Annotated in this window: 10 protein-coding genes; 9 read left to right on the top strand and 1 reads right to left on the bottom strand. The window is 61.2% G+C overall.

What is annotated here, in order from left to right; translation table 11 throughout:
- Positions 1–166 precede the first annotated feature (166 nt).
- Complete coding sequence (locus MKS85_RS20305) at positions 167–1,435, top strand: malic enzyme-like NAD(P)-binding protein (RefSeq protein ID WP_047225970.1); 1,269 nt, start codon at positions 167–169, stop codon at positions 1,433–1,435.
- Between the two features lie 256 nt (positions 1,436–1,691).
- Here MKS85_RS20305 and MKS85_RS20310 read toward each other — a convergent pair whose 3' ends face one another.
- Positions 1,692–4,136 (bottom strand): penicillin-binding protein 1A, encoded by a 2,445-nt coding sequence (locus MKS85_RS20310; protein ID WP_171061287.1) that lies wholly within the window; start codon positions 4,134–4,136, stop codon positions 1,692–1,694.
- Between the two features lie 207 nt (positions 4,137–4,343).
- On the opposite strand from MKS85_RS20310, the gene MKS85_RS20315 reads away from it, so the two are divergent.
- The 8 genes from MKS85_RS20315 to MKS85_RS20350 all read left to right on the top strand — a co-directional run bounded on the left by MKS85_RS20315 (position 4,344) and on the right by MKS85_RS20350 (position 12,549).
- Positions 4,344–5,408, top strand: coding sequence for a pilus assembly protein PilM (locus MKS85_RS20315; RefSeq protein WP_047225968.1), 1,065 nt, complete (start codon positions 4,344–4,346; stop codon positions 5,406–5,408).
- Positions 5,408–5,974 (top strand): PilN domain-containing protein, encoded by a 567-nt coding sequence (locus MKS85_RS20320; RefSeq protein WP_047225967.1) that lies wholly within the window; start codon positions 5,408–5,410, stop codon positions 5,972–5,974. Before MKS85_RS20315 ends, MKS85_RS20320 begins: the two co-directional genes overlap by 1 nt.
- Positions 5,971–6,594 carry a type 4a pilus biogenesis protein PilO gene (pilO, locus tag MKS85_RS20325; protein WP_047225966.1) on the top strand — a complete coding sequence of 208 codons (624 nt, stop codon included), beginning with the start codon at positions 5,971–5,973 and terminating at the stop codon, positions 6,592–6,594. Before MKS85_RS20320 ends, pilO begins: the two co-directional genes overlap by 4 nt.
- Positions 6,591–7,136 carry a pilus assembly protein PilP gene (locus MKS85_RS20330; RefSeq protein ID WP_139048630.1) on the top strand — a complete coding sequence of 182 codons (546 nt, stop codon included), beginning with the start codon at positions 6,591–6,593 and terminating at the stop codon, positions 7,134–7,136. The genes pilO and MKS85_RS20330 overlap by 4 nt, the downstream gene beginning before the upstream one ends.
- Complete coding sequence (gene pilQ, locus MKS85_RS20335) at positions 7,133–9,205, top strand: type IV pilus secretin PilQ (RefSeq protein ID WP_188252169.1); 2,073 nt, start codon at positions 7,133–7,135, stop codon at positions 9,203–9,205. Before MKS85_RS20330 ends, pilQ begins: the two co-directional genes overlap by 4 nt.
- Before the next feature lie 4 nt (positions 9,206–9,209).
- Positions 9,210–9,728 carry a shikimate kinase AroK gene (aroK, locus tag MKS85_RS20340; RefSeq protein ID WP_003196983.1) on the top strand — a complete coding sequence of 173 codons (519 nt, stop codon included), beginning with the start codon at positions 9,210–9,212 and terminating at the stop codon, positions 9,726–9,728.
- 147 nt (positions 9,729–9,875) lie between these two features.
- A complete protein-coding gene (gene aroB / locus MKS85_RS20345; protein WP_188252170.1) occupies positions 9,876–10,976 on the top strand; it encodes a 3-dehydroquinate synthase in 1,101 nt (366 codons plus the stop codon).
- Between the two features lie 10 nt (positions 10,977–10,986).
- On the top strand, positions 10,987–12,549 hold the full coding sequence (locus MKS85_RS20350; RefSeq protein WP_188252171.1) for an AAA family ATPase: 1,563 nt from the start codon (positions 10,987–10,989) through the stop codon (positions 12,547–12,549).
- Positions 12,550–12,883: the final 334 nt, after the last annotated feature.

Below are 12,883 nucleotides of genomic sequence, written 5' to 3' on the forward strand. Positions count from 1 at the left end.
TACGGTTCGAATTGTATGCATGTAGACCTTGTGTTCTGCGGCTCTTGGCCCAAAGTCGTAGGGCGGCGCGCTTGACAGGGGTGACTGGTCAGTCTTGTAGGGACTTTGCGAGGCGCGTATCCTCGGCGGTCCGTCTGTCCAACACAGTAAAAAGCGGAATGCCCACATGTCTGATCTGAAAACTGCCGCTCTCGAATATCACGCTAATCCTCGTCCAGGGAAGCTGAGTGTCGAGCTCACCAAGGCCACCGCTACTGCCCGCGATCTGTCGCTGGCCTACAGCCCCGGCGTAGCCGAACCAGTACGCGAAATCGCTCGCGACCCTGAGCTGGCCTACAAATACACCGGCAAGGGCAACCTGGTGGCAGTCATTTCCGACGGCACCGCGATTCTCGGCCTGGGTAACCTCGGCCCATTGGCCTCCAAGCCGGTCATGGAAGGCAAGGGCGTTTTGTTCAAGCGTTTCGCCGGTATTGACGTGTTCGACATCGAAGTCGACTCCGAAAGCCCGCAAGCCTTCATCGACACCGTCAAGCGTATCTCCATTACCTTCGGTGGCATCAACCTGGAAGACATCAAGGCACCTGAGTGCTTTGAGATCGAACGTGCCCTGATCGAGCAGTGCGACATTCCAGTGTTCCACGATGACCAGCACGGCACCGCGATCGTGACCGCGGCCGGCATGATCAATGCCCTGGAAATCGCTGGCAAAACCCTGCCACAAGCCAAGATCGTCTGCCTGGGTGCCGGCGCTGCGGCCATCTCCTGCATGAAGTTGCTGGTGAGCATGGGCGCCAAGATCGAAAACATCTTCATGGTTGACCGTACCGGCGTGATCCATTCCGGCCGTGACGACCTGAACCAGTACAAGGCCGTGTTTGCCCACGCCACTGACAAGCGCTCCCTGGCCGACGCGCTGGACGGTGCCGACGTATTCGTTGGCTTGTCGGGTCCGAACCTGCTGAGCCCGGAAAACCTGCTGCGCATGGCGCCGAACCCGATCGTGTTCGCCTGCTCGAACCCGGATCCGGAAATTTCCCCGGAACTGGCTCACGCTACCCGCAGCGACGTGATCATGGCCACCGGCCGTTCGGACTACCCGAATCAGGTCAACAACGTACTGGGCTTCCCGTTCATTTTCCGTGGTGCCCTGGACGTTCGCGCCAAGCGCATCAACGAAGAAATGAAAGTCGCGGCCGCCAACGCCCTGCGCGAACTGGCCAAGCTGCCAGTGCCTCAGGAAGTGTGCGATGCCTACGGCGGCATCAAGCTGGAATTTGGTCGTGAGTACATCATTCCCAAGCCAATGGATGCCCGCCTGATCACCCTGATCTCCGACGCCGTGGCCAAGGCCGCGATCGAGACCGGCGTGGCTACCCTGCCGTATCCGAAGAACTACCCGCTCAAGAGCGTGGATGACGTGTTCAACGGCTAAGCCGTTGTAGCGTTCAATAAAAAGCCCCGGCTCTCTTTGAGTCGGGGCTTTTTTGTACCTGCCGATTTTGTGTGACCACCGCAAATCCTGTGGGAGCCGAGCTTGCTCGCGATTGCAGTCTGGTATTCAACATGGATGCAAGCTGACCCGCCGCCATCGCGAGCAAGCTCGGCTCCTACAGGGGAGTGTGTAATTTGAGGGCCTGAAAAAAGCCCCGCGCTTCTTTCGAAGGCGGGGCTTTTTGCGAGAGGCCCGATCAGAACAAATCGATCGGCGCCGCCTCATCCGCCGGTAGCGGGCTGCCTGGCGCTACGCCGTTGCCCAGCTCGTTGACTGACGGTGGGGTGTCTTCGCTCTTGAACAGCTCGAAGTACGCTCCCGGAGTGCCTGGGGTGGCTGCTCGGCCGCTGACCGGGTCAACCCGCAGGCTGAGGATGCCTTCGGGTTCCGGTTGGGTGTGTGGCGGTTTGTCCTTGAGGGCGGCGCCCATGTAACTCATCCAGATCGGCAGCGCCACGGTGCCGCCGTATTCGCGCCGACCGAGGCTTTCAGGCTGGTCGAACCCGGTCCAGACGGTGGTGACGTAATCGCCGTTGTAGCCCGAGAACCAGGCGTCCTTGGATTCGTTCGTGGTGCCGGTCTTGCCGGCCAGGTCGGTACGGCCCAGGGCCAGGGCGCGGCGGCCGGTGCCGAGCTTGATCACGTCCTGCAGCATACTGTTGAGAATGTAGGTGGTGCGGCCATCGATGATGCGCTCGGCGATGACCGGCGCTTGCGGTACGGCTGGCGCTGTCGTGGCTTCGCCTGGTGTTGCCTCTACCGTGAACGTCTCGCTGGCCGGTGCGGCGACGCCGTCGCTGGCCTGTTCGCCTGAAGGCACCCGTGGTGGGTTGGCGAGGAACAACGTGTCGCCGTTGCGGCTTTCGATCTTGTCGATGAGGTACGGGGTGACTTTGTATCCGCCATTGGCGAACGTGCTCCAGCCCGTGGCGATTTCCATCGGGGTCAGGGTTGCGGTGCCCAGGGCCAGGGACAGGTTGCGCGGCAAGTCCTGCTTGTTGAAGCCGAACTTGCTGATGTAGTCGATGGTACGGTCCACACCCAGCGCCTGCAGCAAACGGATCGATACCAGGTTACGCGACTTGTACAGCGCTTCGCGCATGCGGATCGGACCCAGGAAGGTATTGGTGTCGTTCTTCGGGCGCCAGACCTTGTCCAGGTATTCGTCGACAAACACGATCGGTGCGTCGTTCACCAGGCTGGCGGCGGTGTAGCCGTTATCCAGGGCGGCGCTGTACACGAACGGTTTGAAGCTTGAACCCGGCTGGCGCTTGGCCTGCATCGCGCGATTGTAATTGCTCTGCTCGAAGGCGAAGCCACCGACCAGCGACCGGATGGCGCCGTCCTGCGGGTCAAGCGACACCAGGGCGCCTTGGGCGGCCGGGATCTGGCTGAACTTGAGGGTGTTGTCCGGCTGGCGCTGTACCCGGATCAGATCACCCACCTGGGCGACGTCCGACGGTTGGCGGGGGTTGGCGCCCATGCTGTTGGTGTTGAGGAATGGGCGGGCCCATTTCATGGTCTCCCAGCTCACGTGCTCTTCCAGCTCGCCATTGCGGGTCAGCACCATGATGCCGTCCTTGTCCACCTGGGTGACGATCGCCGGTTCCAGGCTGCTGATGGTGCGCTGCTTGGTCAATTCCTCGGCCCAGGCTTCTTTGGTCTTGCCTGGCAGGCGCGATTCAGGCCCGCGGTAGCCGTGGCGCTGATCGTAGGTGATCAGACCCTCGTGCAGCGCGGTGTTGGCCATCTCCTGCAGATTGCTCGGCACCGTGGTGACCACGCGGAAACCCTCGGTGTAGGCGTCGCTGCCATAACGCCCGACCATCTCGGCACGGGCCATTTCGGCGATGTACGGCGCGTTCACTTCAGGGGTCGGCACGTGGTAGCTGGCGTTCAGAGGCTCGTTGACCGCGGCGGTGTATTCGGCCTCGCTGATCTTGCCCAGCTTGTACATGCGCCCCAGGATCCAGTCGCGACGTTCCTTGCTGCGCGCCGGGTTGGCCAGTGGATTGAAGCGCGACGGTGCCTTGGGCAGGCCGGCGATCATCGCCATCTGCGCCAGGCTCACATCACGAATCGACTTGCCGTAATACACCTGCGCCGCCGCCTCGATACCGTAGGCGCGGTTGCCCAGGTAGATCTTGTTGACGTACAGCTCCAGGATCTCGTCCTTGGTCAGCTGTCGCTCGATTTGCAGGGCCAGGAGGATCTCGGTGGTCTTGCGCGAGAAGCTGCGCTCACTGGTCAGGAAGAAGTTTTTCGCCACCTGCATGGTGATGGTGCTGCCACCGGACTGGATATGGCCGCTTTTGATCAGTTGGCTGGCCGCCCGCATCAGGCTGCCCGGATCGACGCCGTAGTGATTGGCGAAGTTGTCGTCTTCAGCACTTAGTAACGCATTGATGAAATTGGGGGGAATGTCGGCGAAACGGATCGGCGTGCGGCGCATTTCGCCAAACTCTGCGATCAACTTGTCGTCGCTGCTGTACACCCGCAATGGAATCTGCAACTGAATACTTCTCAGCGCCTCCACGGACGGCAATCCCGGACTAAGGTAAAGAAACGCACCGCTCAGACCCAGGAGCAGTCCGCAGAAAACGGCGAGGATGGACCATCCGAAAAATTTCAGCAGACGAATCAAGGCTTTTGGATATCCAGGCAAAGAATGAAAAGGCGCCAGGTGCAGGGAAGGACCCGTGCTTGCAACAAAGCGAAAAAAAACGCTGGGCATTATAAGCATTTTTTTTCGTCGGTAACGCCACTCGGACGTCCGTCGGGCCGGAGTGATTGAACGCAACGCATATTAGAGAGTCCGTAACTCACGGATAGTCATAGGGAATTGGTAGTGCTACGACTCTTCAATAAAAAAGCCCATACGCTTTTGGGGATAGACATCAGTTCCACGTCGGTGAAGCTGCTCGAGTTGAGCCGCCAGGGTGACCGCTACCGTGTCGAGTCTTACGCGGTCGAGCCGTTGCCGGCCAACGCCGTGGTCGAAAAGAACATCGCCGAGCTCGAGGGCGTGGGCCAGGCATTGTCACGGGTGCTCGCCAAGGCCAGAACACCCTTGCGCAACGTGGCGGTGGCTGTAGCGGGGTCCGCGGTGATCACCAAGACCATCGAGATGGACGCCGGACTTTCCGACGACGACATGGAAAACCAGCTCAAGATCGAAGCCGACCAATACATTCCTTATCCGCTGGACGAGGTGGCCATCGACTTTGAGGTCCTGGGCGTTTCACCGCGCAGCGCCGAGCGGGTCGAGGTGCTGTTGGCCGCCTGTCGCAAGGAAAACGTCGAAGTTCGCGAGGCTGCGCTGGCGCTCGCCGGGCTCACGGCCAAGGTGGTCGATGTGGAGGCCTACGCGCTGGAGCGCGCCTTCGGGCTGCTTGCCACGCAACTGGCCGCGTCCCAGGAGCGGCTGACGGTGGCGGTGATCGACATCGGCGCCACCATGACCACCCTGAGCGTGCTGCATAACGGGCGCATCATCTATACCCGCGAACAATTGTTCGGCGGTCGCCAGCTCACCGAAGAAATCCAGCGCCGCTACGGCCTGTCACCCGAGCAGGCCGGGCAGGCAAAGAAGCAGGGTGGCCTGCCGGACGATTACCTCGGTGAGGTCCTGCAACCTTTTCGCGAGGCCCTGGTGCAACAGGTATCGAGGTCCTTGCAGTTTTTCTTCGCCTCGGGCCAGTACAGTGCGGTGGACCACATCCTCTTGGCTGGAGGCACCGCCTCGGTCGCGGGCCTGGACCGGCTGATCGAACAGCGCCTGGGCACGCCGACCCAGGTGGCCAACCCGTTTTCCAACATGGCCCTGGGCAGCAAGGTCAACGCCGGTGCCCTGGCCAGTGACGCACCGGCCTTGATGATTGCCTGCGGGCTGGCCCTCAGGAGCTTTGACTGATGGCGCGGATCAACCTTCTTCCCTGGCGAGAGGAGCTGCGTGAGGAGCGTCGCAAACGCTTTTTGCTGGCATTGGTGGGCGCATTGGTCGGTGCGGTAGGCCTGACGCTGATTGCGGTCCGCTACCTGGACAGTGCCATTGACCACCAGATGGCTCGCAACAGTCATATCAGCGAGCAGATAGCCGTGCTGGACGAGCGCATCAAGCAGATCAGCGAACTCAAGGCCCGCCGCCAGCAACTGCTGGAGCGCATGCGCATCATCCAGGACTTGCAGGGTAACCGGCCGGTGAGCGGGCGCATCTTCGATCAACTGGCGCGCACCCTGCCTGACGGGGTGTATTTCACCGAAGTGAAGATGGAAGACAAGACCCTCTCCATCAAGGGCGCGGCGGAATCGAACAACCGGGTCTCGGACCTGATGCGTAACCTGGACTCATCGGACCTGTTCGATGCGCCCAGCCTGACGGAAGTCAAGGCCACCACGGCCGGTCAGCTCGATCAGGCCAACGTCTTCCAGCTGACGGTTCGCCAGACCCGTCCGGCCATTGTCGAGGACGCCCAATGAAGCCGGGAGAGTGGTTCGAAGCGCTGCGCAAGATCGACATCAGTGAGCTGGATACCAACAACATTGGCTCCTGGCCGATGCCGGTCAAATGGTTGAGCGGCATCCTGCTGGTCATCCTGGTGCTGGGGTTGGGCTACAACTTTGCCTTGAGTGACCTGGAGAACCAACTGCAGCAAGTGCGCGGAGAAGAAAACACCCTCAAGGCACAGTTTGCGGGCAAAGCTCACATGGCCGCGAACCTGGAGCGCTACACCGAACAGATGAAGCAGATGGAAGCCTCCTTCGGCGTGCTGTTGCGGCAATTGCCCAGTGACACCGAAGTGCCAGGCCTGCTGGAGGACATCACCCGTACCGGTCTGGGCAGTGGTCTGGAGTTCGAGGAGATCAAGCTGTTACCGGAGGTCACCCAGCCGTTTTACATCGAACTGCCGATCCAGATTACTGTGACCGGCGACTATCATGACCTGGCAACCTTCGTCAGCGGCGTTGCCGGACTGCCACGGATCGTCACCCTGCACGATTTCGACATCGCCCCGATGGAGCCCGACGCAGGAGCGAAACTGCGCATGAGCATCCAGGCCAAGACCTACCGGTACAACGAGCAGGAGGTGCAGCCATGAAGCCGGCTTGGCGCATTATCCTGCTGGCGGGGCTGGTCGTGCTGACGGGCTGCAACAACGATAACGGCTTCAGCGACCTGGACGCCTACATGAACGAAGTGCGGCTGCGCCCGCCCGGCAAGATCGAGCCAACGCCGACGTTCAGGCCTTACGAAACCTTCACTTACAGCGCCGCCGACCTGCGCAGCCCGTTTTCACGGCAGGTCAGGGTGGATCAGGCCGGTCGCCAGAAGGGTGCACGCAACGTCCGGCCCGACCCGACTCGGGTCAAGCAATACCTGGAAGGCTTCAACATCGAGCAGTTTGAAATGGTCGGGACGATTTCCAACGTCAGCGGCTCCTTCGCGCTCCTGCGCGGCGCGGGCGGGGTGCACCGGCTCAAGGTCGGTGACTATCTGGGACGCAACGACGGGCGGATCGTCGGCATTAGCGCCACCCAGGTCGAGGTGGTCGAAATCGTTCCTGATGGCGAGGGCGCCTGGCTGGAACGGCCACGGACCATTCCTCTGAAAGAGCACTCAATAGTGGAACTCGAACAATGAACAGGATTTTTGCAGCCCTCGGTATTTCGCTATGGATAGCGCTGTTGTCGCCGATGGTTCATGCGGTCAATCTGAAAACGCTGGATGTCGCGGCGCTGCCGGGGGACCGCATCGAGTTGAAACTCACCTTCGACGGGCCGCCCCCCGCGCCTCGGGGCTACACCACCGAGCAACCGGCCCGGATCGCTCTGGATCTGCCGGGGGTGACCAGCCAGTTGGCCCACAAGAGGCATGATCTTGGTGCTGGCAATGCGCGAAGCGCCACGGTGGTCGAGGCGGCTGATCGTACCCGTCTGATCATTGGCCTTACCCAGCTTGCGCCCTATACCGCGCGGGTGGAGGGCAACAGCCTGCTCGTGGTGGTCGGCAAGGGAGCGGTTGCCAGCGCTGCCGCCCAGGCGCCACGCCCGGCGGCTCCCAGCGCGGTGCCCGCCAGAGCCAGTGCGCCGGTGGGCAAGGCGATCCGAGGGGTAGATTTCCAGCGCGGTACCCAGGGCGAAGGCAATGTGGTGATCGATCTGTCGGACCCCTCGATCGCCCCGGACATCCAGGAGCGTGAAGGCAAGATCATCCTCAACTTCGCCAAGACCCGGTTGCCCGAACCGCTGCGCGTGCGCCTGGACGTCAAGGACTTCGCCACCCCGGTGCAGTTCGTCAATGCCAGTGCCGGCGCCGACCGGGCCACCATCAGCATCGAACCCAGCGGTACTTTCGATTACTCCACCTACCAGACGGACAACAAACTGACCGTCAGTGTCCGACCCATGACTGTCGAGGATCTGCAAAAACGCGATGCCAGTCGCGAGGCCTACAGCGGTGAAAAGCTGTCCCTCAACTTTCAGGACATCGAGGTGCGCTCGGTCCTGCAACTGATTGCCGATTTCACCAACCTCAACCTGGTGGCCAGTGACACGGTGCAGGGCGGCATTACCCTGCGCCTGCAAAATGTGCCTTGGGACCAGGCGCTGGACCTGGTGCTCAAGACCAAAGGGCTGGACAAGCGCAAGGTCGGCAATGTGCTGCTGGTCGCCCCCGCCGACGAAATCGCGGCCCGTGAGCGCCAGGAACTCGAATCCCAGAAGCAGATTGCCGACCTGGCGCCGCTACGGCGTGAGCTGTTGCAGGTCAACTATGCGAAGGCTGCGGACATCGCCAAGCTGTTCCAGTCTGTGACCAGCGCCGAAGCCAAGGCCGATGAGCGCGGTACGATCACGGTCGATGAGCGAACCAACAACATCATTGCCTACCAGACTCAGGACCGGCTCGACGAACTGCGCCGGATCGTGGCGCAGCTGGATATCCCGGTGCGCCAGGTGATGATCGAGGCGCGGATTGTCGAGGCCAACGTTGACTACGACAAGAGCCTGGGCGTGCGCTGGGGTGGATCGATCCAGAACAAAGGCAACTGGAACACTTCAGGGGTCACCACCGGCGACTCCACCACCATCGGCACGCCGGGCAGCACCAGCACCAACCAGCCGTTTGTCGATCTGGGCGCGTCGGGCAATACCTCCGGCATCGGCATCGCCTTCATCACCGACAATGTACTGCTGGACCTGGAATTGACGGCCATGGAGAAAACCGGCAACGGGGAAATCGTCTCTCAGCCCAAGGTGGTGACGTCCGACAAAGAGACGGCAAAAATCCTCAAGGGCACGGAGATTCCCTATCAGGAAGCCAGTTCCAGTGGTGCCACCTCGGTGTCGTTCAAGGAGGCCTCGCTGTCCCTGGAGGTGACCCCGCAGATCACCCCGGACAACCGCATCATCATGGAGGTCAAGGTCACCAAGGATGAGCCGGATTACCTGAACAAGGTGAATGATGTGCCGCCAATCAAGAAAAACGAGGTCAACGCCAAGGTGCTGGTCAATGACGGCGAGACCATTGTGATTGGCGGGGTTTTCTCAAATACTCAGAGCAAGGTCGTAGATAAGGTGCCATTTCTTGGCGATGTGCCGTATCTTGGCCGCCTTTTCCGGCGTGATGTGGTTTCGGAGCAAAAATCCGAGCTGCTGGTGTTCCTCACTCCGCGTATCATGAATAACCAGGCGATTGCTGTGAGTCGTTGATTCTGTGCGAAATTTGATTCTTGTTGGGCCGATGGGCGCTGGAAAAAGCACCATCGGCCGTTTGCTGGCCAAAGAGCTGCGCCTGCCATTCAAAGATTCCGACAAGGAAATTGAATTGCGCACGGGTGCCAATATCCCATGGATCTTCGATAAGGAAGGCGAGCCCGGCTTTCGTGACCGTGAGCAGGCGATGATCGCCGAACTGTGCGCGTTCGACGGCGTGGTACTGGCCACCGGTGGCGGCGCGGTGATGCGCGAGGCCAATCGTCGGGCATTGCATGCCGGCGGACGAGTGGTCTATCTGCACGCCTCCGTCGAGCAGCAGGTGGGTCGCACCGCTCGGGATCGTAACCGTCCGCTGTTGCGCACCGCCGACCCGGCCAAGACCTTGCGCGACCTGCTGGAGCTGCGTGATCCGCTGTACCGGGAGATTGCTGATCTGGTGGTGGAAACCGACGAGCGGCCGCCGCGGATGGTGGTGCTGGACATTCTTGATCGCCTGCAGCAACTGCCACCCCGTTAATGCGTCGCGGGAAATGCGCTATCCTCGGCGTCCCGTCATGGCCCGCCGGGACGTGGCCGATGGCCATCGATTGACATCACAACAGGCACCGTGGACTTTCGTTAATTGCAGGCAGGACGCCTGATTCCATCTTCACTGTGGGGACACATGCAGACACTTAAGGTCGACCTGGGCGAGCGCAGCTACCCGATTCACATTGGCGAAGGTTTGCTGGACCGGCCCGACTTGCTGGCGCCGCATATCGCCGGACGGCAAGTGGCGATTATCTCCAACGAAACCGTCGCACCTTTGTATCTGGAGCGTCTGACCCGCAGCCTGTCGGCTTTCTCGGTCATTTCCGTGGTGCTGCCTGACGGCGAAGCCTTCAAGAATTGGGAAACCCTGCAGCTTATTTTCGATGGCCTGCTGACCGCGCGGCATGACCGCCGCACCACGGTGGTGGCCTTGGGCGGCGGCGTGATCGGCGACATGGCCGGTTTCGCCGCCGCTTGCTATCAGCGCGGTGTTGATTTCATCCAGATCCCCACGACCCTGTTGTCCCAGGTGGACTCGTCGGTGGGCGGCAAGACCGGGATCAACCATCCGCTGGGCAAAAACATGGTGGGTGCTTTCTACCAGCCCAACGTGGTGCTGATCGACACCGCGACCCTCAATACATTGCCCGCCCGCGAGCTGTCTGCGGGGCTGGCTGAAGTCATCAAGTACGGGCTGATCTGCGACGAACCGTTCCTGGGCTGGCTGGAAGAAAACGTCGACCGCCTGCGTGCGCTGGATCAGGCTGCGCTGACCTACGCTATCGAACGTTCCTGTGCGGCCAAGGCTGCGGTGGTCGGTGCCGATGAGCGCGAGTCGGGCGTGCGCGCCACGCTCAACCTGGGGCATACCTTTGGCCACGCCATCGAAACCCACATGGGCTATGGTGTCTGGCTCCATGGCGAAGCGGTTGCGGCCGGTACGGTCATGGCCCTGGAGATGTCCGCGCGTTTGGGCTGGATCAGTGAACAGGAGCGCGATCGCGGTATTGCTCTGTTCCAGCGCGCCGGGTTGCCGGTGATCCCGCCCGAAGAAATGACCGAAGCCGATTTTTTCGAACACATGGCAATCGACAAAAAAGTGATCGACGGTCGCCTGCGTCTGGTGCTGCTGCGCCACATGGGCGAAGCTGTGGTGACCGACGATTATCCGAAAGAGGTTCTACAGGCCACGCTGGGAGCGGATTATCGCGCCCTGGCTCAGCTTAAAGGTTAATAAGATTCCGATGACTAGTTTGCATGCCGACGAGGCTTTCCTCGGCCATTTCCAGTTGAGTCATGACCCTTTCGCGCCACGGGTTCCAGGCTTCAAGTTTTTCCCCGCCCAACGCAAACCGGTTCTGGGCCAGTTGCATCACCTGGCGCGTTACAGCCAGCTATTGCTGGTGGTCACCGGCCCTCAAGGCAGCGGCAAGACCTTGCTGCGCCAGGCCCTGGTGGCCAGCACCAACAAGCAGTCGGTGCAAAGCGTGGTGGTGTCGGCTCGCGGCGCCGGTGATGCAGCCGGTGTGTTGCGTCAGGTGGCCCAGGCGCTGAATGCCGCCCAGGCTGAAGTCGGTGCGATTCTGGATCAGATCGTGCAACTGGCGCTGACCGGGCAGGAAGTCTATCTGCTGGTGGACGACGCCGAGCAACTCGACGAGTCGGCCCTGGAAGCCTTGCTGGCTCTGGCTGCCGGTGCGCCGGAAGGCCGTCCCCACGTCTTCCTGTTTGGTGAGTCGTCGCTGATCGCCGATCTGGAGCAACTGAATCTTGAGCAAGAGCGCTTCCACGTCATTGAGCTGGCGCCCTACACCGAAGAAGAAACCCGTGAATACCTGGCCCAACGCCTTGAAGGCGCCGGTCGGGGCATCGAACTTTTCACCGCGGATCAGATCTCTGAGATTCACGAAAGCTCCGATGGCTGGCCTGGAAATATTAACCAGGTGGCCCGCGATGCTCTCATCGAAGTCATGATTGCCAGCCGCTCAGCGGTAAAGCGTCCAAGTATGGGGTTCAACATGCCAAAGAAACACGTATTGGCGATTTCCGCCGTCGTCGTGGTCGCGATTGCCGCCGCCTGGCTGATGCCGGGTCGCAGCAAGGTGCCGACCACCGGCGCACCCGCCAACGAGCAGGCACAACTGCCTCTGGGCCAGGACGCAGCGCAGCCCAATGGCGGTGCTCCGGAGGTGGAGTTCGCCGGTAACACCCAGCCGATGCCGCTGCCGCTGGTCGGCCAGTCGCAACCGGTCATGCGCAGTCCCTTGGCTGAGGCCGCTGGCGGTATCACCGAGGGTGACGACGGCGCGCCACCACCGATCGATGACACCAGCGATACGCCGCCAACCGTGACCACCAGCGCCCCACCGGCGGGTGTGCCGGCTGGCCCGGCACCAGCGCCAACTCCAGCCCCAGCCCCGGCGCCCGCTCCGGCTGCCAAGCCTGCGCCGGCTCCCGCCCAGGTGGCCACCGCCAAACCTGCTCCAGCCCCGGCCGCCAAGCCGGCCACTCAGGCCGCTGGCGGTAACTGGTACGCCGGTCAGGCTCCAGGCAGCTACGTGGTACAGATCCTCGGCACCAGCTCCGAAGCGTCTGCGCAAAAATTCGTCAAGGAGCAGGGCGGCGAGTACCGTTATTTCAAGAAAATGCTCAACGGCAAACCGCTTTATGTCATCACCTACGGCAATTTCGCCAACCGTGATGCAGCCGTTTCCGCCATCAAGGCCTTGCCAGCGAAGGTTCAGGCTGGTAAACCTTGGCCTCGCACTGTCGCCAGCGTCCAACAGGAACTGGCAGCAACTCGCTGAAGATTCGGCGGCCTTACCCAGGTCGCCTCTCCCGGCACCTCAAAATTTCCGCAAGGGCGAGCGACCTTTCAGGCCGCACGCCTTGTGGTGTCTGCGTCACAGTAGCGTTTGAGTCGCAGCGGTCGAACCCAAAAAAGTTTTGACTAGCACAGCGTATAGCTTTAAACCTTTCACAAATGCGACATGGATTTGCGACGTTTCGTCGTCAAATTTGTGAGCCCTTGTGTCGGTGTGTACAATGACCTCCCTTTTGCCCCCGCAAAGCTGGCGTACGTTCGGCGCGGCACGCAACTGGCTGAATTGAAAAGAAATTTGCCTCGATAAGAGGCAGCCT

It is taken from the genome of Pseudomonas sp. JL2 (genome assembly GCF_031570495.1).
In the GTDB taxonomy this organism is placed as follows: domain Bacteria; phylum Pseudomonadota; class Gammaproteobacteria; order Pseudomonadales; family Pseudomonadaceae; genus Aquipseudomonas; species Aquipseudomonas rhizophila.